The organism is Lysinibacillus sp. F12 (genome assembly GCF_057773605.1).
On the sequence record NZ_JBYMLP010000003.1, the window covers coordinates 737,089 to 755,853 of the forward strand.

Genomic DNA, 18,765 nt, shown 5'->3' on the forward strand with positions numbered 1-18,765 from the left:
CTTTTATAAGGAGATATAAACAGTGAGCTTTTCATCAAATAGCTCTGTTTCTGCCGATCTCACTTCTGTCCATTCTTCGCCATAATGTATGGATTTGACTAGTACATTGGCTTGTAATAACGCTTCATGCTGTTGAATGACGGAAAGTAGCTCTTCACTACCGCAAAAGGCGATGGATATATATTGTTCAACAGGCAGCTGCCACTTTTTACGAGAATCTTGGATGAACCGAATTAATTCTCGTATTTGTCCCTCTTGTAGCAAACTCTCGGTTAATTGAACATTCATCAATACACGGCATTTGCTATCTTCAGCTAAAATATAGTCGTCTTTCACAATCGCTTCAGCTATGACATGACTTGATAATAATGTTAGCTGTTGCTCTTCCACTATGATGGGCACTTCCCCATTTTGCTGTAGCTGTTCTTTCTCTTCATCCGTTAACGTCATCATATACGATTTTACTTGATTGACCTGTGAACCAAAAGCAGTACCAGCTGTTTTAAAATTAAGCCTATATTGGACACTTTCATAAGCTGAAAAATCATGCGTCCATATGCAAGCCTTAATGTTTAATTCCTCTTGTATTAACTGGCTATAAGCTTGATAGCCAGTCAGCTCTCCAGACACCTCAACAATAAGCTCACTTAAAGGCTGTTTGACCTTCATTCCTTGACTATTACGTATACTCCTACCCAGCTCTACAACCGTTAAAACCGTAGACATTTCTTGTTCCAGCTGAGGATTCACAAGCTTTTCTTCGTAGATTGGGTAGTCTTCTACATGCACACTCTTGCCTGTTAATTGTCGGTAAATATCTTCGGTGATAAAGGGCGTAAATGGTGCAAGTAATCGGCAAATGTTCGTTAAAACCTCATAAAGGGTACTAAATGCACCTCGTTTATCCGCTGTCAGCCCATGTGCCCAAAATCTTGCACGTGATCGACGAATGTACCAATTGCTTAGTTCTTCCATTAATTGTGCGATTTCTCTTGTAGCATACGTAAATTGAAATTCATCCATAGCTGCCGTCACAAGCTGAATTGTGTGATGCAATCGTGACAATATCCACTGATCTAAAGGTGTTCGTGTACCAGTATTTGTAGCATCATACGTAAATCCATCAATGTTGGCATAGAGCTGATAAAATTTAAATGTATTATCCAATGTATCCACTAGCTTTGATTTGGCATCCACCACAATCTTTTTGGAAAAACGCTTTGGATTCCAAGGAGAGCTATCAACTAAAAATGCCCAACGTAATGCATCTGCCCCATATTGGTCCATTAACTCTACAGGCTCTAATGCATTGCCTTTACTTTTTGACATCTTTTGTCCATGTTCATCCAACACATGCCCTAACGATAACACCTGTTTATAAGCAGGCTTTCCAGTAAATAACGTCGAAACCGCTAATAAGCTATAGAAAAAACCACGTGTTTGGTCGATTCCCTCAATCACAACATCTGCTGGAAACTGATTGTGAAAAGCCTTGACATCTTCAAATGGATAATGTTGCTGTGCAAATGGCATTGAGCCGCTGTCAAACCATACATCCATTACCTCTGGTGTCCGCGTCATATCTCCTTGACATGTAGGACAAGTACAAACAATTTCATCAATAAACGGTTTATGAAGCTCTATTTGCTGATCGACAGCTCCCTTGGCTAATTTTTCTAACGCTGTGATACTATGAGGAGCCTCCTCATGACCGCAATTCTGACAAATCCAGACATTCAACGGCGTACCCCAATAGCGGTTGCGGCTTATATTCCAATCCACTATATTTTCGAGGAAGTTGCCAAATCGCCCATCCTTAATATGACTAGGATACCAAGTCACTTGCTGATTGTTTTGTAATAATTGCTCTTTTAAAGCGGTCATTTTGATAAACCAGCTATCCGTTGCATAGTACAATAATGGAGAATCACAGCGCCAGCAATGCGGGTAGCTATGCTCATATTTTTCTTTACTAAATAAGAGCTCCTTTTTCGCAAGCATTTTTATAATGTCCACATCACAATCTTTTACAAATCGTCCGACAAGCTCTGGCACCTCTTCTGTGTAACAGCCTTTCAGATCCACTACATTGACAAAGGACAAGCCATGCTGTTGAACCGTTTTATAATCGTCCTCCCCATATGCTGGAGCAATATGCACAATCCCTGTACCGCTATTCTCCGTGACATAATCAGCCATCACGACAACATGACCTTGATGAACCGTTACATATGAAAATGGTGGCTGATAAGACACACCAGCAAATTCCTGCCCAGTATGCTCACTTAAAATTTCCACAGCTTCAGTGAAAACCTTAGAAACCAAAGATTTGGCTAAAATAAATACCTGATCCCCTTGCTTTACCCGTACATATTGTAAAGATGGGTTCATCGCCAACGCTACATTGGCGGGTAATGTCCATGGTGTTGTGGTCCAGCCTAAGAAATATTCATCACAATCAGCAAGCTTAAACATAGCTGTGACAGATAAATCTTTCACATCCTTATAGCCCTGAGCTACCTCATGTGAGCTTAAGGATGTTTGACAACTCGGGCAATATGGTGAAACACGATGCCCTTTATATAAAAGCTGTTCCTTATGAACATGACTTAAAATATGCCACACCGATTCTATATAATCATTGCTTAATGTGAGATAGGGATCATCCATATCAAGCCAATAGCCAAGCTGTTCTGTAAAGGAACGCCATTTCTGTTCATAGGTAAAAACACTATTTTTACACGCTTGAATAAAGCGCTCCACTCCATACTTCTCAATCTCCTGCTTCCCTGAGATACCTAAGGCTTTTTCTACTCCTAGTTCTACAGGTAAACCATGTGTATCCCAGCCTGCTTTTCGTTCAACAAAAAAACCTTGCATTGTTTTATAGCGGGCCACTACATCTTTAATCGTTCTTCCAAAGGCATGCCCAACATGTGGTAAACCATTTGCTGTCGGTGGTCCCTCATAAAATACAAAGGGCTGCTGTCCAGCTCGATTTGTGACAGAGGCTAAAAATGTTCCCTCTTGCTCCCACAATGTCCGTATCCGTGTTTCTCGTTCAAGCGTCGTTTCTTTCTTTTGTTCTGTTTGCATTTAATTCCTCCTATACAATTCTATTTTGTATAAAAGGCATACAAAAAACCCCGTCCCAAGAAAGGGACGGGGTTAACCGCGAATACCACCCTAATTCTATTGACGCCAGTCAATAGCACTCAGCAACGTACTATCATACGTGTTCTTTTTAACGGTAGACACCCGGGTTAGCTTACTGTTTTCAGCCAACCTTCTCAGAGAGGATTTTCATGTAACACCTGCACACCGACTTCCACCAAATGTCGGCTCTCTGTAGAACATAATGAAACATTACTTTTTCTCATCAACGAATTTGTATGCTTTTATTGTCACTCATCTTATCAGATTTACCAATTGTCTGTCAACGGTGGACAATCTTAATTAATCTCATTTAGACAAGTGATAATGCTTTGATGCAAGGTTGCATACTGAGCTTGGTGATTCGTTTGAATAAAAAAGCTCTTTAGCAATGTTTTACTATTAAACCTTACATGATAAAAATACTCTTCGTCCACTTAATCTTTTAATGTGGATAGGATTGATGGAATTTACTGGAATGATCAGACTACCTCATTTTGTGCTAAGCCTCGCTCCAACATCGCAAAAATGCGTACTAACAGCCTTTCATCCTCATCATGAATAAAGATATATTGAGGCTGTAAATAAATGGACCCTAATGCATGTAACATATCAACATAGGCAGTTTTCTTTATTTTAGGATTTTTCACAAGTTCATCGATCGCACCTGATACATGTGCTACACTATGCGCCCATCCCTTGCCAGGTACAAAGCCCTTCCATCCATTTCTTCTTTTACATAAGCCAGTAATTTTGTTTGACCTTCGTCTATCCTGTCCTGCGTTAAAAAATCATCCTCTAAATCTCTTGCTAAAATAAATGCAACCAATAAAGGTGTAAAGGAACGAGTAAAGACCCCATCTGATGCCACTTCCTCAATATCTTTCCATAATAAATGGTTCAAGCAGTAATGCCAGAGGTCTGTCCTATAACGATATCTAACAAATTTTTTTCGAGTATCCATTCATAGAAGCCACTATAAATATAGGTATCTCTTAGCTCACTATCGGTCGAGCCGATATGGGCTAGCATGGACTGTAATAGCTGTTCTTGATTCACTTGTTCCCATGTTGTTTGACGCTGTTTTATTGTGCTTAGCTTATCTTTTAAATCACCTGCCATCAATATATCCTGTATCAATTGTCAAACTCCCCTTTATTCCTTATGGTTATGTTCTCCCGGTAGAGCCCCTCTAACTTCCAACCATTATTAAAACGGACATATGTAAATTCCTTTTGCCAATCATCCGTGTGCACAATTACCCTGCTACGCCAGGGTAAGGTGGAAGCATATATTTGCCCTCTACGAACCTCAGCTATATCATCGGTTACACCAAGAAGTGTAGAAGGTGCAATTGTATGATACATTAAATATTCTTGACGATCCGGATTAGACTCAATTTCTTCCATTACCTGCCGGTGAAAAGCAATTACCTGCTCATTTGCCTGAAATAGTGAATAAACTAGAGTACCACCGAATAGAACCATGAAGGACGCTACAAGAAGTACATGCTTCTTCTTCAAACCTATGTAAAATGCCCAATTCTTTTCTTTGTTAAATAAATGGATATACATAGCAATACTTATAGGCCACAAAAATAGTAACTGCCAACATAGGACTACCCAAAACACATCTCCAAACGAGACAAAATATCGAATGCCTAAGTAATTAACAATCCATAATGACATCGACCAGCGCCAAGTGGACTCATCCCGGGACCTACTTTTTAAATAAATGAGTAGGAGTGGCAGGCTTAGGAAAAAAGCAGTCCCATTATCCAATAGAGCGAATATCAACTGACCACCTCTTTAATTAGAAAAATATTACAACTATTGTAACTGAAACCAGAAAAGATTAAAAGGTTGGATACAAACAAAAAAAAGCCTGCCATTTGAAACAGACTTAGTTATTGAACATGTTGGTCGATGTGCACATTCATACTGATTTGCCATTCGTCTCGTAATATGGCACTTCCACTCCATCACCATTTTTAAGACATTACTAAAGGGAAGCTTTGCAGAAGTCGCCTGAGCCTACATATTATCGTTAAGATCCGTAAAAGGTGTAATCACCATTTTTTCGTTTGCAGATAACACGATATTAGTAGAGGGTGTACCATAGGGCATGGTCGCATCAATAAATTGCTCTAATGTTTCTACAGAATAGGTTGCTAGCTTGACAATATAGCTAATCTCCCCTGCTACGCGATAACATTCGAGTACATCCGGGTGGCTATTACAAAAAGCAGATAGACTTTTACAATCGATGGATTTAAATAAAATAATCGCTTGAATCGTTCGGTCCATTTTTTTGATGTTTACTTTAGTGTGATACCCTTCAATCACACCTTGTTCCTCGAGCTTTTTGACGCGTTCTATTACAGCCGGAGAAGATAAATGAACAGTAGCGGCTAATTCTTTCATCGAAATTTTAGCATTCTGCTGTAACTGCTGTAAAATGTGAATATCAATTTGATCCACCATTAATCACCTTTCTTAATTAACTTTTATTTATATAATTCCTGTTTTAATAAGGAGATTTATCTAAATTACATTATATAGCTTCTGTTAACGATTAGCTTCTTTAATTACAATAAAAGCATAAAGGAGGCAGAACAAATGAAAAAAATAATGTTACTTTTAGCAAATGGCTTCGAGGCTGTGGAAGCAAGTGTTTTTACAGATGTACTAGGTTGGAATAAATGGGAGGGTGATGGAACAACAGAGGTTGTCACGGTAGGATTACATACACAGCTTCAATGCACATGGAATTTTAAGGTCACTCCTGAAAAATTGCTGCATGAAATTGATTTAGCCGACTTTGATGCCTTGGCTATTCCAGGTGGCTTTGAGGAAGCGGGATTTTATGAGGATGCCTTTAGCGAGGAATTTCAAAGGGTTGTTCGACATTTTGACGATCAGCAAAAACCAATAGCAACGATATGTGTGGCTTCCTTAATATTAGGACATAGCGGTATTCTCCACAATCGTCAGGCGACAACCTACAATCATCCAACTAGTAAACGATTAGCGCAGCTAGCAAGCTTTGGGGCGACAGTTGTCAACGAGCGAATTGTACAAACAGACCATATTATTACTTCCTCCAATCCAGGAACAGGCTTTGATGTAGCCTTTCGTTTACTGGAAACACTGACATCTACCTCAAATACAGCAAGAGTAAAAGACTTAATGGGCTTTCGTTAATTGATAAAAAAGTAGGCTACACCATATATTTGGCGTAGCCTACTTTTTGATTCACGTTTATTTGCTTACTGGTGGTACTGTTTCAGTTGTGCTTAAATCGATTTCCTTCGCATTGTCTAACACATCTTTTGGAATGGTAATAGTCGTCACAGCATTGAAATCATGATATTTGATCGTCATTTGCTGTTTTGTTTTAATGGAATTGCCTTCTACTTTCATACCTAATGTCATATCCATAGCAATTTCTTCTACATCAAATGTTTTTTTATTAATCACCAATTTGTATGTGAGGCTATCAAAAGACATATTGCCTAATTGGCTATCTAAATCAGCATCCATACCTAAATCCATGGCACCAATTTGCTGCTTCACCAACTCTGTAAATTTATCACCAGCACCTTTCAAGGTTAATTCATAACGATTCGCTGTTTCCTTTAAAGTGAAATCCTCAGCAAAGGATTGAAGCATCTCTAATTGCTCCGCTGCATCTGGCTGCATGCCTGTTTGACTTAGAACGTCGTCAAATAATTGTTTCGGGAATTTTACCCAAGCCTTCTGGTCTGCCTCATACATATACATACCATCTTTAGCTGTCATATACATTTTAATGGGTAAATTAATCGCTTCACCACTAGTTGGATCTGTTAGTGACATGGTACCATCTGCAAAGAATTGCATCGGCTCTGTAACAATCTCCATCTTCATATTGCCTTTAGAATCCATTTTCATGGTTTCCTTACCATCGTTTGCTTCTACAGACTGTGAAATCGTCATAGAAGCCTTCATGCTTTTTACCTCTTTTTGCTTAGCTAAAGCCTTAGTAAACACTTCTTCTAGCAATGCTTGATCGTTTACTTCAGGCTTTTCTTCCGTTACCGGCTCCTTATCTTCCCCAGTTGAAGGCTGTTCTAAGCCTAAGGCGTTAACAATAAATGTTGCTAACTGACCACGCGTTACATTTTTATCCACCCCGAATTCTGTTGCCGTCACGCCCTTCGCAATTCCTGCTTCATGCAATGCCGTTACAGCATCTGCAAATGGACTAGTTTGAGGTACATCCGTAAATGGACTTTTTCCTTCTGCTGTTAAGCCTGTTGCCTGTGCCACCATAACCGCCATCTGTCCACGCGTAATCGTCTCATCAGGTCTGAAAGTATCATCCTCATAGCCATTTACAATACCTAAATTAACCAATGTAACAATCGCCTTATAGTATGGACTAGTTGAATCGACATCCTTGAAATTCGGATTTTCAACATCCGTTGTTGTAAGATCGAAAGCCCCTGCAATCATCTTCACTGCTTGTCCGCGTGTTACGTCCAATGTTGGCTTAAAGGTTCCATCAGGAAATCCATTAATTATATCTGCTGCATGTAATGTAGATATACTTTTAAAATGTGCATAATCTTCGCTCACATCTGAAAATGGACTAGCTGCCGATGCAGGTACAACTGCTACAGCCGTCAAGGCCACTGCCGTAGTTGCCGCCGTAAAAAACTTTTTATTTTTCTTTGTCATGATAAATCTTCCCCCATTTATGTAAAAATTTAAAGGCTTACCCTTTAATTTTATATAAACATTTGGGAAAATGCTATGTATTTGGAAATATTCGAGCTTCTTGATTTTTCCTCTTTGTCACATTAGGGCTTTATCCGTCACTTCTGCCTCGCTATCCGTCACTTTCTCGTTTTATCCATCACTTTGGCTGTTCTCTCATTTTCTCTCCATGACTTCATAAGGATTTCATGAGCAAACAAAAAAGCCGACCTCCTAAGAGATCGGCTTTCTAATGTCATGATTACTCAGCAGCTTTTGCGCGTAGAACCATTTGTAGGATACCACCATGACGGTAGTAGTCTACTTCTACTTCTGAGTCGAAACGAGCTAAAGCTTGGAAAGTTTTAACTGTGCCGTCTTCAGATTTAGCAGTTACTGTTAAGATTTCACGTGGTTTCACGTTATCAGTAATGTTTACAGAGATTTCTTCCTTACCAGTTAAGCCTAATGTTTCAGCAGATTCACCTGGCATGAATTGAAGTGGAAGAACACCCATCATTACTAAGTTAGAACGGTGGATACGCTCGTAAGATTGTGCGATAACAGTTTTCACGCCAAGTAGGAATGTACCTTTCGCAGCCCAGTCACGAGAAGAACCCATACCGTAGTCGTTACCAGCAAGTACGACTAAGCCAGTACCTTGCTCTTGGTATTTCATACATGCGTCATAGATGTACTCTACTTCACCTGTTGGCCAGTAAGTAGTGAAACCACCTTCTGTACCTGGAGCAACTTGGTTACGGATACGGATGTTTGCAAATGTACCACGCATCATTACTTCGTGGTTACCACGACGAGAACCATAAGAGTTGAAGTCACGGATTGCAACACCGTTTTCAATTAAATATTTACCTGCAGGTGTATCTTTACCGATTGCACCAGCTGGAGAAATATGGTCAGTTGTGATTGAGTCACCGAACTTCGCCATAATGCGTAAACCGTCTAAGCCTTTAATAGCTTCTGGTTCTTTCGCAAGACCTTGGAAGAATGGTGGGTTTTGAATGTAAGTTGATTTATCATCAAATGTGTATAGAGACTCAGTTGATGTTTCAATTGCATTCCATTTTTCGTTTGCTGTGAATACAGTTTCGTATTCTTTTTGGAATAGCTCACGGTTAACAACAGTACCTAATACTGCGTTTACTTCTTCAGTTGAAGGCCAGATATCAGCGAAGAATACTTCGTTACCATCTTTGTCTTTACCAAATGAATCTTTTTGTAGATCGATATCCACTGTACCAGCAAGTGCATAAGCAACAACAAGTGGTGGAGAAGCTAAGTAGTTAGCTTTTACAAGTGGGTGTACACGACCTTCGAAGTTACGGTTACCAGAAAGAACAGATGTTACGAATAAGTCTTTTGCTTTAATAGCATCTTCGATTTCTGGTAATAATGGACCTGAGTTACCGATACATGTTGTACAGCCGTAACCTACAGTGTTGAAGCCGATTTGGTCAAGGTATGTTTGTAAACCTGAATCTTCAAGGTAACCAGTTACAACTTTAGAACCTGGTGCTAAAGAAGTTTTTACCCATTTAGGTACTGTAAGACCTTTTTCTACAGCTTTTTTCGCAACTAAGCCAGCAGCAATTAATACATATGGATTAGATGTATTTGTACAAGAAGTGATCGCAGCAATTGCAACAGCACCTGTTGGAATTTCTACATCGCCTTCAGCAAATTTAGCTACAGAAGTTTTTGCGAATTCGTCTTCAGTTAAACCGAAACCTTGTGTACCTTGTGGTGCCACTACTGCTTCTTTGTAACGAGAACGCATTTGAGATAGTGGAATTAAGTCTTGTGGACGTTTAGGACCAGAAAGGTTTGGTTCGATATCAGCTAAGTTTACTTCTAACACGTCAGTGTAAACTGGCTCTAAAGATGGATCGAAGAACATGTGGTTTGCTTTTAAGTAAGCTTCAACAACCGCGATGTGCTCTTCGTCACGACCTGTTAAACGCATGTAGTTTAATGATTCTTCGTCAATTGCGAAGTAACCACATGTAGCACCATATTCAGGAGCCATGTTTGAGATTGTCGCACGGTCAGCTAGTGGTAATTTAGATACGCCAGGTCCGAAGAACTCAACGAATTTACCAACTACGCCACGTTGACGTAATACTTGTGTTACTTTTAATGCTAAGTCAGTAGCAGTAGTTCCGTTTGGAAGATCGCCCACTAATTTAACACCGATAACTTCTGGGATTGGGAAGTATGAAGGCTGACCAAGCATACCTGCTTCAGCTTCGATACCGCCTACGCCCCATCCAAGAACGCCGATACCGTTAATCATTGTTGTATGAGAGTCAGTACCTACTACTGAATCTGGGAATGTTTCGAATGTGCCATCAGCATTTTCGTTTACGTGTACAACTGGAGCTAAGTACTCTAAGTTTACTTGGTGAACGATACCTGTTGCTGGTGGTACAGCACGGAAGTTATTGTAAGCAGTTTGAGCCCATTTTAAGAAGTTATAACGCTCAGCATTACGTTCAAATTCTAGGTCCATATTTGCTTGTAATGCAGATGCATTACCATATTTGTCAACTTGTACTGAGTGGTCAATTACAAGGTCAACTGGAATAGCAGGGTTGATTTTGCTTGGGTCGCCGCCCATTTCCTTCATTGCTGAACGAAGAGATGCAAGGTCAACAACTACTGGTACACCAGTAAAGTCTTGTAATACAACGCGAGAAGGTTTGAATGGTACTTCTGCTTCTGGATCAGCACCATTGCCCCATTTTGCTAATTCGTTTACGTGCTCTTCTTTAATTACATATGCATCATATTGACGTAAAACAGATTCTAATAATACTTTAATTGAGTAAGGAAGGTTTGAAACTTTTGCAACGCCAGCTTTTTCAATCGCAGCTAAGTCATAGTAATTGTAAGTTTTACCATTCACTTCGAATGATGCACGGCTGTTGTGTAAATTACCTTGTGCCATTTGCGGATCCCCCTAAATATATCTTTTTGAAAAGGCTTTATAAAAGTGTAGCATCTTTTCTCCAATACCCATGATAACGTATTTATATTCATAAGTAAATTACATTAATATTATCTTTTTTGATAAGCATTACTTATGACCTTGGTTTCTATCCTGATGCTTTTAATTTTTGATGTACATAATAAAAAGGGTTTGTATTTATGAGGGATTCTATACTATTTAAATAAGTGTATTTAAATGTATTTAACTGGGGTACTTTGTGGAGCACTTGCTGGGGTACTCGTAGTTTTTTTAAAAAAAGGTACCCCAGTTAGTAAAATGAAAATGTAAAAAAAGTTTGGACAGTACTATTTTATATAATATAGAAGAAAAAATTTAAAGTGCTTAAAGTTAAAAGTTAATATTATTTCTTTGCCACATCCTGTGACATTTTTTTATGTACTGACAACATCCCACAATATCGATACAATTTTATTATCTTCACCTGCTATAGCAACCTATTTGACTGAACCAAATGGAAGTGGACGATTTTCACGTGATAACCACTTTTATGTTGATTATAACGAAGCTGTCAATTGATACATTGATATCTATACCGCAAATAAAAATAACCCAATCAGTAACCAACCATAAACTGCAGGCGCTCTTGAATCATCTTTTTTAACACATGAAACTCGTTTTCAAACAGGACAATGGCGTTCAAGACCTCTAGGTTTTGCAGACTATTAGTTTCAATTAGCTCATTATTAGAAGTAAGACGGCTACCTCTTTATTAACTTCTATTAGCTTTTTTTTGTGACGCTACAACACATGTATAAATATTTGCGTATAGGTGCTTTTTAAAACTCTAAATTTTCTATATAACTATTATTGGATTTTACCAATTTAATGATTATTAGATAATTTCACTGCTTTACCAGTGATTTTAAGTTTACTTTCACTAATACTTCCAAATGTAGTAATTCTCCCTTCTTCAAAAGTAGGGATTTCATTAAAAGTTACTATTTCAGACTCTTCTAATACAACTTCTGCACCTTCTGCTATAAACATTCTAAGTTGTTCCAAAGGTAATATTTCTAAATCTTCATTTTCTAACCCTACTTCATTTAATAGAATTTCTTCTTCTTGTGTTAAACCTTCTGACGCAAAAGCATTACTTGTACCGAGAGTAACAAATAAAAATAATCCGAAAAGTTAAATGCAAATTTTTTAATTTATGCCATTATTCTTCCATATTTAGAATTAATATCAAATTACGGTATAATGAAAACGTAAAGTATATAGACAAAAATACCTAAATGAGGTGGTTAAATTGAAAAAAATAATTTTGTTTTTAGTATTAATTGTCGTAGTATTGATTTCATATTTATTATTTAATAATGATGACCAAGAAAAAAAATTACATTTAATTGGAGAACTCAAACTTGAATCTGAAAATACTCCAATAAATAAATTTAATTTTTCAGTTACATCTGCTGAAACAGAACCAATTACAATTATATTTAGTAAAATAAATGATATAAGTCTCTCGTTACAAAGAACAGAAGGAAGCAAGGAAAATATCCTGCCTGAATCATTGATATATGATATTCCTAAACGAAATATAGGCGATAAAATAACATTAAAGCCTAATGAAGCACTAGAGTATCCGATAGCAGTAGATACAAAAAAACTAACTCCAGGAAAATATGAATTAGTTGTCAAATTCTCTGCTGAAAATGTTGAAATAATTAAACAAACTATTGATATAGTCATTGAGTAAGAGTTTTTCATTGGGAAGAAGTGAATAAGTATTTACATCAAAAGAGGGACGGTTAACTGTCCCCTTTTTTGATGTAAATACTCCCTAACTTCAAAAATCGGAATTTTATGTCTATTAAGAAGGGCAATAGTATGGCTACCCATTTAACAGAATTTTTATCTTTTTATAACGATATCCCATTATTTCGTTCTCCATATAGTTCTACTTTGTCATATATACCATTCTAAGCCCCCTGTAAACCGTTCCAACCCAAGTGCGAAGTGCTTTTCGAGTGTATGGAAGTACACTCTTAATCCTACGTTGTACTTGGCTCTTTTCACGCAGCTAAGATGCCCCTTAGTAATTCTGATTCAAAAAAGTAAACTAGTTTAAACTAATTTACTTTTCCTAATAAATTGCATGGATTTATCATATTTCCCGCAAACATGGGGTTTCCATCAGATTTATATGGATTTACAACGTTAAGAAATATACACAATTTTATGCAAAGTGAAGAACAAACCAAACAAGTAAAAATACTGTTACATCCATTTTTACGTTACCTGTATAAAAAGGTGCAAGTGCTTCCTATTCGCCGTTTGCCACTACTTTCTATGTTGAAATATTCAGTATTTATATTATGCACTACATGAATAAATCTACATTTTCAAACATTACCCAATTATGTTATCCTTTATAAGTTAATGACCCAAATATTAGGAGTATATATGCTATGAAAACACAGTATTCTATAATTAAACATATCATATTTATTTTAGCTGCCCTCTTAATTTCAAGTGGAATGGGAAGATTAACAGGTTCCCTCGATTACAATTCACTTATTCCAAATAAATATGTTGCGATACTATTCTTTTTTATAGGACTTTCTGTTATGTCCTTTTCGTACCTTAGAAAACCCCGAAAGGAAAAATAATCAACGTTTCCCTTTGCCTGTCCAATTAGGCAGAAGGACCTTGTGGGATACAATGGTTCAATCATTATTTTCTCTTAAGCAAGACATCTATAACATCATATGTCCTCTGAAACTTCTGCATGTATCATTTCATCAGCCTCAACAACCTTCTGCAGCTCAACCAACTTAGAGCATATTTTAGAATTTCTTTTAGAATAGTTTTTTAGCCATACTGATTTTCTAAGGGATTGTCCAAAAAACTTATGTTTTAGTAAGGATAAAACATCCAATATAAACGGTCGGCATGTCTTTGATTAATCTTTTCATTAAATTCTGGCTATAAAAGAGAAAAAATGCCAAAAGTCATCGAGAATGGACGTCTCAACGACTTTTGGCAACAGCGTTCCTATATACCTATGTAGGTTTTCTTTTTATTACTTCTTCTTATTTACATCATCTGGATAAACAATGGTATTAAATACTTCTCCGCTAGATGCATCTTTATAAATTACTGTGACTTTATAATCTTCAACGTCTGCACCATTAAATAATTGATAGTACATACCTGTTAAAGCAAGTCCAACTGAGGCCATTGTATCAAGACTACCGTCGAACTCTTTCTTGTTTACAGTAAGTGTGAATTCTGAAAAGGATTTATTATAAGTAATATCTTTAACAGATTTGTAATCTTGACTAGCTTTAATTTCATCTACACTTGCTAAAATACCTTCTTTTAAGCCTTTCATCATTTCTTCGTGCTCAGGTTTAGACATTTTATACGTTAAAGAACCATCATCATTCTTAATGACTTCCTTAATTCCACTATTTTTCGCCTTTGAAATAACAGAATCAATATCCTGTCCCTCGAAAAATAAAGCTGGAATGGTTACTTCTACTTCCCCACCCTTATTGCTCTCTTTTTCTTGATCCTGACTACACGCAACCATCAGAACACTTACTAATAAAAGTAATGGTAACATCCATTTTCTTGCCATTAAATCTCCTCCTCCTACACAAATATACAGAATGTGAAGGGATTTCACTATAACAATTTTTAAAAAATATTTATTAATATAGTAAATACTTTTTATCAATTGCTAGTAAGTGTATATGGAAGTGGATAAATCATTCTACTTTTCGTTCTATAGGATTATATTGTCACGATTGAAAATAACAATGTATATGGTTCAACGTATGCTTCTGTAGTAAAAGCAACTCTTAGTAATATTTCTATTTATAATTCTTCACTCTACCTTCCTTATAGTCCAAAGAATCTTATTCCATACGAATAACCTATTTATAGGAATGGAGGTGAAAATAAAATGGCATCATTTGAAATTGGAGCAAGAAGTCTTTTCAACTTTCGGAACGAGCGCTTTTTTCTAATAGTTGAAGATGAAATTACAGTTCCAGATAAAGGTGTGGAGATTGACCCAGTAAATATCTATGAGATTGACCGACAAACTTTCAGATTTATTAGAGAAGAAGGAGATACACCTGTAGTTGTACCCGTTTTAAAGCTTCCACCTGTACCACCTGGGTTTGACTTAGAACGAAAATGTATTTTTTCGGTGGATAATTCCTACTTCGTCATCTATGATTTAGAAAATGGCACTGATAACCATGTTCTATTAAGAATCAGTGCAGCCCTATTTAACTCGTTAAGAAATTCTGGTGTTCGTGAATGTATTCCTCAAAATTTCATTCATTAAGCAAAAGGAATCAGTTAATGATTACAAGTCCAAGTTAAAACTGATGCTTTTTAAATAGAAAAACTTAGTAAATGTCACACATCAAATGTATATACATTAAAAGGATAGAAGAGCTTAAATAAAATTCGCTCTATCTATCCTCTTTTTACTAAAAATGACCCTATTTATTACAACAATAAAATGAATCTAATGTTTTCTTACTCCACAATCGGTCGTGGAGTAAATATTGTATAGCATTATGCAATTGGCTCTAAAGCCGAAGCAACCTCTGAAAAAATAATTTCACTTCCCAAAATTGGAGATTCCTGTTCCGTGTTATTTGACCCTGCATGGGTTTCTTTAAAAGCAGCGCTATTTTTCCATTGAGTAAAGTCTTCAATCGTGTTCCAATACATATTTACATTCAGTTCATCAAATCCGGTTAGATTTTTAGCAATTAAAACCTCCACTTTTATAAAACCTTCTGTTTTTTGTAAGGGACCTGACCTAGTGAACATGGGCGCCATTTTTGCAGCAAAACCTAATTTCGTTTTAATTCTGTTTGTTACAATGATCTTAGTCCTCCTAAATTTTCTATAAACATTTCTATCCTTTAGTAGAGGTAATTTTCAAGTTTTTAAAAGATTCATCATGTTTAAGTTTGCCATCTTCCATTCGATACACTTTATCGCAGTATTCAAGCATTCGTTCGTCATGGGTAACCATAATTGCTGCTTTGTTTCTTGTTTTTGCTTGTATAGCTATGAGTTGAACCACTTCATGAGCTCTTTTTGAATCCAGACTAGCTGTTGGCTCATCTGCCAGAATAATAGACGGGCTGTTTATAAATGCGCGGGCAATTGCCGTACGTTGGCGTTCTCCTCCAGATAACTGTTCTGGCAACTTATTCAGTTTTTCTGTTAAACCCAGACTTTGCAATAACTCCTTTGCATACTCCTTATCCTGTTTTAAAAGTTTCCCTGACATTCTTTTTACTACAAGTAATTGTTCAAGAACAGTTAAATAAGGCACAAGATTGCTAGTTTGTAGGATAAATCCTATTTCATCCAGCCGCAATTGAGCTAAGTTCTTTTGGTTTAACTGATTAAGGCTTTTGCCGTTAAGAATAACTTCACCTTCAGATGATTGGAGTAAGGCGCCTGCAATGGCAAGAAAGGTACTTTTACCCGAACCTGATGGACCAATAACAGCTATAAACTCACCTTGTTCCACAGTTAGGGATATATTATCAAGGGCAAGAACTTGATTTCCCCCCTGTTGATACAGTTTGGAGACATTTTTTAATTGTATACCTGACATTTATTCCATCCTCCCAATCGCTTGAAGTGGGTCTATTTTTGTAATTTTCCTAACTGAAACTAATGAACTTAAAATAGAAATGACAAGTAAGAACAGGGCATAAAGGACAACTAACTTAAGGTCAAGTGAAAATGGCATTTCATCAGGAAGAATAAGGGCTGTCCCATAGGTTAACAAGATTCCTGCTGCAATACTAATGAATGATAATAGAAATACTTGGGATACAATAGCTTTCCCGAGGAAACGATTGCTGGCGCCGATGGCCTTCAATATGCCAAACTGATTTGATTTTTGCAAGGTAAGTACGTAGAAGAATACCCCCAGTACAAATGCCGAAATGGCCAAAAGGAAAGCAAGCATCATCATAATTGTGCCATTCTCTTCTTTATAACCGGGCATTCCCTGTATGGCTTTGGCCTTAGTTACTGTTTCAGTATTTTTGAAGACCTGATTTAGTTTCTCGGAGTCAATTTCCTCCCCTTGCAGCATAATTGCGTTTACAGGTTTTTCAATCCCTTTATCAGAACCAGGTGCTGCAAATTGAATGGAGCGCCATTTATCTAAGGTAGTAAAAATTGCAGGTAAATGATTGTATGTTTCATTTTTTACAAACCCGACAATTTTCAACTCTTCTAATGATCCTTCTATTTTCAACGTATCACCAATTTTAAATCCCTTTTTCTTTAAAGTATCATTCGCGATTACTTCCAAAGACTGATTTGCATCGAGGGGCTTTCCTTCTTCTACAGTAGGTTCCAGAAAACTACCTGGATTGATTCCTAGAATGGCAATATCTACTTTTTCATTTTTATTCGAACTCGAATTATTTGTTACTGTTCCCATAGTGGCACCCATTGCTGATACCGCTGAAACATTAGGTTGGCTTTCTAGTTTCCCTGTTAATGTTTCACTTAATAACGATCGGCTCATAGAGGCTCTTGATCCCTCTTCAAAGGTTACATAATCGGTATCCATATTTTTAAAGGTTGCTGCACTAAGAGTAGACAGGCCGTTACCTAATCCTGATAGTATGAATACTAGCCAAGCAATTAGAATAGTTATAACGCCAATCATCAGAAAGCGTAATTTACCATACTTTAATTCTTTCATAGCAAGAAACAATGTACGACACTCCTTTATCATTAATATATAGTCACGTTTGACTAATTGAATTCTAATAGTTTCTTTTTGATTAGTCAAGCGTGACTATATAATTTTATTTTTGTCTCAAATAAAAAAAGGAACCCTCTTTGGTTCCTTTTTTTGTGGATATACTATTTAATCCGAATGAATAAAATTTTGAATAGTTTTTTCAAGAAAGACTATTTCTGCTTCTAGCATAATAATTTTATGTTCGACCGCTAGATTAACACCGGTACGTATCCCATGTGCCGGCGTTTCCTTAAATACATCTATGCGTTTTTTGTTTTTCTTTAATCGTTCTTGCAAGGCCGGGATTGCTTGATCCATAGGAAGGAAATCAATAAACATTAACCCAATATCTCCTTGATAATTAACACTTTCTGCAGAGGATAGATTATCCAATAATAATTGATAAAAATACGTTCGGCCGCTTTCATTTATAGAGTACACTTTTCGGGTAGGTCTATTTCCTTCTTGCACTAATTGAATATCTATATAACCCTTTTGATTTAGTCTATCCAGAGTAGCATAAGCGGTTGGCTTTTTCATATCTGTAACTGTACTTAAGTTTCTTTCGATAAATTCATTAATTTGATATCCATGTTGACTTTGTCCCATTAATAACCCAAGCAGAATTAGTGAGCGATGTTCCACAGAAATCCTCCTTTCTTTCAGCATTCTTTATATATTCTCTCTTAAATTCTATCTGTAGTCAATTGAGTGTTAATTTCGTGCTTGATCCGTTAATGGTGCTATAAAGAAAGGGAACTTTTATTATCTAGAAAAATAACATCTATATTTGGTGCCATTCGTAGATAGCAAACTATAAAAAATGAGATGTTAAAATGAATTTGTTACTTTGGATATCAGTTGGTTTAATCGTAGCTGGACTTTTTGTCCTTATGTCAATGAAAAAAAGCATAGAGGAAAGAAGGAAAAGAGACATCCACTAAATCCGTTGTTTGGTGGATAATAGGGGCCGAGGTGTGGGATTAATAAGTATGTTATTAACTTGTGGTGTTTTTCTGTTTATGTAAAAATGGATGCATTGTAGATAGGTCGAGAATAAATAATTCATTTTGGTGACAGTCCCTAAT

General features: G+C 36.8%; 15 protein-coding genes, 1 pseudogene and 1 other annotated feature. Of the genes and pseudogenes, 3 read left to right on the forward strand and 13 right to left on the reverse strand.

Features of this window, described 5'->3' with window-relative positions:
- Positions 1 to 3 precede the first annotated feature (3 nt).
- From ileS to AC3CH7_RS17595, 5 genes and pseudogenes are all read right to left on the reverse strand, one after another.
- Complete coding sequence (ileS, locus tag AC3CH7_RS17575; protein ID WP_488381681.1) at positions 4 to 3,096, reverse strand: isoleucine--tRNA ligase; 3,093 nt, start codon at positions 3,094 to 3,096, stop codon at positions 4 to 6.
- Between the two features lie 59 nt (positions 3,097 to 3,155).
- Positions 3,156 to 3,392: a binding site (T-box leader), on the reverse strand.
- A gap of 243 nt (positions 3,393 to 3,635) precedes the next feature.
- Positions 3,636 to 4,117 (reverse strand): annotated as a pseudogene (locus AC3CH7_RS17580) (DUF2785 domain-containing protein).
- Positions 4,054 to 4,293: a hypothetical protein gene (locus AC3CH7_RS17585; RefSeq protein ID WP_227256849.1), complete on the reverse strand. Its 240-nt coding sequence runs from the start codon at positions 4,291 to 4,293 to the stop codon at positions 4,054 to 4,056. The pseudogene AC3CH7_RS17580 and the gene AC3CH7_RS17585 overlap by 64 nt, the downstream one beginning before the upstream one ends.
- Positions 4,290 to 4,949: a hypothetical protein gene (locus AC3CH7_RS17590; RefSeq protein WP_036163761.1), complete on the reverse strand. Its 660-nt coding sequence runs from the start codon at positions 4,947 to 4,949 to the stop codon at positions 4,290 to 4,292. Before AC3CH7_RS17590 ends, AC3CH7_RS17585 begins: the two co-directional genes overlap by 4 nt.
- Positions 4,950 to 5,186: 237 nt before the next feature.
- Entirely contained in the window at positions 5,187 to 5,633 is a 447-nt protein-coding gene (locus tag AC3CH7_RS17595) for an Lrp/AsnC family transcriptional regulator (RefSeq protein ID WP_031416066.1), read from the reverse strand.
- Between the two features lie 138 nt (positions 5,634 to 5,771).
- On the opposite strand from AC3CH7_RS17595, the gene AC3CH7_RS17600 reads away from it, so the two are divergent.
- On the forward strand, positions 5,772 to 6,356 hold the full coding sequence (locus AC3CH7_RS17600) for a DJ-1/PfpI family protein (protein ID WP_325881504.1): 585 nt from the start codon (positions 5,772 to 5,774) through the stop codon (positions 6,354 to 6,356).
- Positions 6,357 to 6,413: 57 nt separating this feature from the next.
- Here AC3CH7_RS17600 and AC3CH7_RS17605 read toward each other — a convergent pair whose 3' ends face one another.
- The 3 genes from AC3CH7_RS17605 to AC3CH7_RS17615 form a co-directional block, all read right to left on the reverse strand.
- Positions 6,414 to 7,874, reverse strand: a complete 1,461-nt coding sequence (locus AC3CH7_RS17605; RefSeq protein ID WP_036163764.1) for an S-layer homology domain-containing protein — start codon at positions 7,872 to 7,874, stop codon at positions 6,414 to 6,416.
- 280 nt (positions 7,875 to 8,154) lie between these two features.
- Positions 8,155 to 10,860, reverse strand: a complete 2,706-nt coding sequence (gene acnA, locus AC3CH7_RS17610) for an aconitate hydratase AcnA (protein ID WP_099805897.1) — start codon at positions 10,858 to 10,860, stop codon at positions 8,155 to 8,157.
- Between the two features lie 885 nt (positions 10,861 to 11,745).
- Positions 11,746 to 11,910 carry a hypothetical protein gene (locus tag AC3CH7_RS17615; protein ID WP_180276611.1) on the reverse strand — a complete coding sequence of 55 codons (165 nt, stop codon included), beginning with the start codon at positions 11,908 to 11,910 and terminating at the stop codon, positions 11,746 to 11,748.
- Between the two features lie 262 nt (positions 11,911 to 12,172).
- Here AC3CH7_RS17615 and AC3CH7_RS17620 point away from each other — a divergent pair, with 262 nt between their 5' ends.
- Positions 12,173 to 12,622, forward strand: a complete 450-nt coding sequence (locus AC3CH7_RS17620) for a hypothetical protein (RefSeq protein WP_488381682.1) — start codon at positions 12,173 to 12,175, stop codon at positions 12,620 to 12,622.
- A gap of 1,326 nt (positions 12,623 to 13,948) precedes the next feature.
- Here AC3CH7_RS17620 and AC3CH7_RS17625 read toward each other — a convergent pair.
- Positions 13,949 to 14,509 carry a hypothetical protein gene (locus tag AC3CH7_RS17625; RefSeq protein ID WP_325881509.1) on the reverse strand — a complete coding sequence of 187 codons (561 nt, stop codon included), beginning with the start codon at positions 14,507 to 14,509 and terminating at the stop codon, positions 13,949 to 13,951.
- 327 nt (positions 14,510 to 14,836) lie between these two features.
- Here AC3CH7_RS17625 and AC3CH7_RS17630 point away from each other — a divergent pair, with 327 nt between their 5' ends.
- Entirely contained in the window at positions 14,837 to 15,226 is a 390-nt protein-coding gene (locus AC3CH7_RS17630) for a hypothetical protein (protein ID WP_012294664.1), read from the forward strand.
- Positions 15,227 to 15,462: 236 nt separating this feature from the next.
- Here AC3CH7_RS17630 and AC3CH7_RS17635 read toward each other — a convergent pair whose 3' ends face one another.
- From AC3CH7_RS17635 to AC3CH7_RS17650, 4 genes are all read right to left on the reverse strand, one after another.
- The gene (locus AC3CH7_RS17635) at positions 15,463 to 15,780 is read right to left on the reverse strand and encodes a heme oxygenase (protein ID WP_488381789.1); all 318 of its coding nucleotides are present in this window, start codon (positions 15,778 to 15,780) and stop codon (positions 15,463 to 15,465) included.
- Positions 15,781 to 15,811: 31 nt separating this feature from the next.
- Complete coding sequence (locus AC3CH7_RS17640; RefSeq protein WP_447402373.1) at positions 15,812 to 16,525, reverse strand: ABC transporter ATP-binding protein; 714 nt, start codon at positions 16,523 to 16,525, stop codon at positions 15,812 to 15,814.
- Positions 16,526 to 17,647 carry an ABC transporter permease gene (locus tag AC3CH7_RS17645; protein ID WP_488381683.1) on the reverse strand — a complete coding sequence of 374 codons (1,122 nt, stop codon included), beginning with the start codon at positions 17,645 to 17,647 and terminating at the stop codon, positions 16,526 to 16,528. It lies immediately after the preceding gene.
- A 156-nt stretch (positions 17,648 to 17,803) separates the two neighbouring features.
- On the reverse strand, positions 17,804 to 18,322 hold the full coding sequence (locus tag AC3CH7_RS17650) for a PadR family transcriptional regulator (protein ID WP_031417221.1): 519 nt from the start codon (positions 18,320 to 18,322) through the stop codon (positions 17,804 to 17,806).
- Positions 18,323 to 18,765 lie beyond the last annotated feature (443 nt).

Bases quoted from the DNA above. Each gene is read 5' to 3' on its own strand.
- ileS (WP_488381681.1), bottom strand. From the start codon at position 3,096: ATGCAAACAGAACAAAAGAAAGAAACGACGCTTGAACGAGAAACACGG.
- AC3CH7_RS17600 (WP_325881504.1), top strand. From the start codon at position 5,772: ATGAAAAAAATAATGTTACTTTTAGCAAATGGCTTCGAGGCTGTGGAA.
- AC3CH7_RS17605 (WP_036163764.1), bottom strand. From the start codon at position 7,874: ATGACAAAGAAAAATAAAAAGTTTTTTACGGCGGCAACTACGGCAGTG.
- acnA (WP_099805897.1), bottom strand. From the start codon at position 10,860: ATGGCACAAGGTAATTTACACAACAGCCGTGCATCATTCGAAGTGAAT.
- AC3CH7_RS17615 (WP_180276611.1), bottom strand. From the start codon at position 11,910: ATGTTTATAGCAGAAGGTGCAGAAGTTGTATTAGAAGAGTCTGAAATA.
- AC3CH7_RS17625 (WP_325881509.1), bottom strand. From the start codon at position 14,509: ATGGCAAGAAAATGGATGTTACCATTACTTTTATTAGTAAGTGTTCTG.
- AC3CH7_RS17630 (WP_012294664.1), top strand. From the start codon at position 14,837: ATGGCATCATTTGAAATTGGAGCAAGAAGTCTTTTCAACTTTCGGAAC.
- AC3CH7_RS17640 (WP_447402373.1), bottom strand. From the start codon at position 16,525: ATGTCAGGTATACAATTAAAAAATGTCTCCAAACTGTATCAACAGGGG.